The 1,154-nt window shown below is 54.1% G+C and carries 1 rRNA gene; it reads right to left on the reverse strand.

Annotated features, from left to right (window positions below):
* Positions 1-1,154, reverse strand: a 23S ribosomal RNA gene (locus tag ACSHZY_RS18860); the annotation flags it as partial.

Genomic DNA, 1,154 nt, shown 5'->3' on the forward strand with positions numbered 1-1,154 from the left:
CCATTCGTGCAGGTCGGAACTTACCCGACAAGGAATTTCGCTACCTTAGGACCGTTATAGTTACGGCCGCCGTTTACTGGGGCTTCAATTCAGAGCTTGCACCCCTCCTTTTAACCTTCCAGCACCGGGCAGGCGTCAGACTGTATACGTCGCCTTGCGGCTTCGCACAGCCCTATGTTTTAAGTAAACAGTCGCCACCCCCTGGTTTGTGCCCCCCACACACACTTGCGTGCACGTGGGGCCTCCTTCTCGCGAACTTACGGAGGTATTTTGCCGAGTTCCTTTGATGTGGTTCTCTCAAGCGCCTTGGTATTCTCTACCAGTCCACCTGTGTCGGTTTAGGGTACGGTCTCATGGAGGGCTATTTCCAGGAACCTCTAAGCGGCCAGATCAATCCGATAAGACCTGACAACCTTCGAGATCCGTCACTTCCTCCTGGCCCAGGAATATTAACCTGGTTCCCATCGACTACGCCTTTCGGCCTCGCCTTAGGGGCCGGCTTACCCTGCTCAGATTAGCTTTAAGCAGGAACCCTTGGACTTTCGGCGACAGGGTCTCTCACCCTGTTTGTCGCTACTCATGTCAACATTCTCGCTTCTGATCTCTCCACCGGATGCCTTACAGCCCGGCTTCACAGAAAGAACATTGTCTGCGCTGACCTAAGCCAGAACAGACAGCGTTCTATATCACAGAACGCTCCGCTACCACGCACATCGCTGTGCATCCTGAGCTTCGGCTCGTGGTTTGAGCCCCGTTACATCTTCGCCGCAGGACAGCTTATCTAGACCAGTGAGCTGTTACGCTATCTTTAAAGGATGGCTGCTTCTAAGCCAACCTCCTGGTTGTTTTGGCCGTCCCACATGCTTTCCCACTTAACCACGAATTAGGGGCCTTAGCTGCAGGTCAGGGTTGTTTCCCTCTTCACGACGGACGTTAGCACCCGCCGTGTGTCTCCCGGATAGTACTCTGCGGTATTCGGAGTTTGCTTAGACTCAGTAAGGCTGTGGGCCCCCATCATCCATGCAGTGCTCTACCCCCGCAGGTATTCGTCCGAGGCGCTACCTAAATAGCTTTCGCGGAGAACCAGCTATCTCCAGGTTTGATTGGCCTTTCACCCCTAGCCACAAGTCATCCAGACCCTTTTCAACGGGTGT

The organism is Falsirhodobacter sp. 1013, assembly GCF_051195255.1.
Lineage (GTDB): Bacteria > Pseudomonadota > Alphaproteobacteria > Rhodobacterales > Rhodobacteraceae > Falsirhodobacter.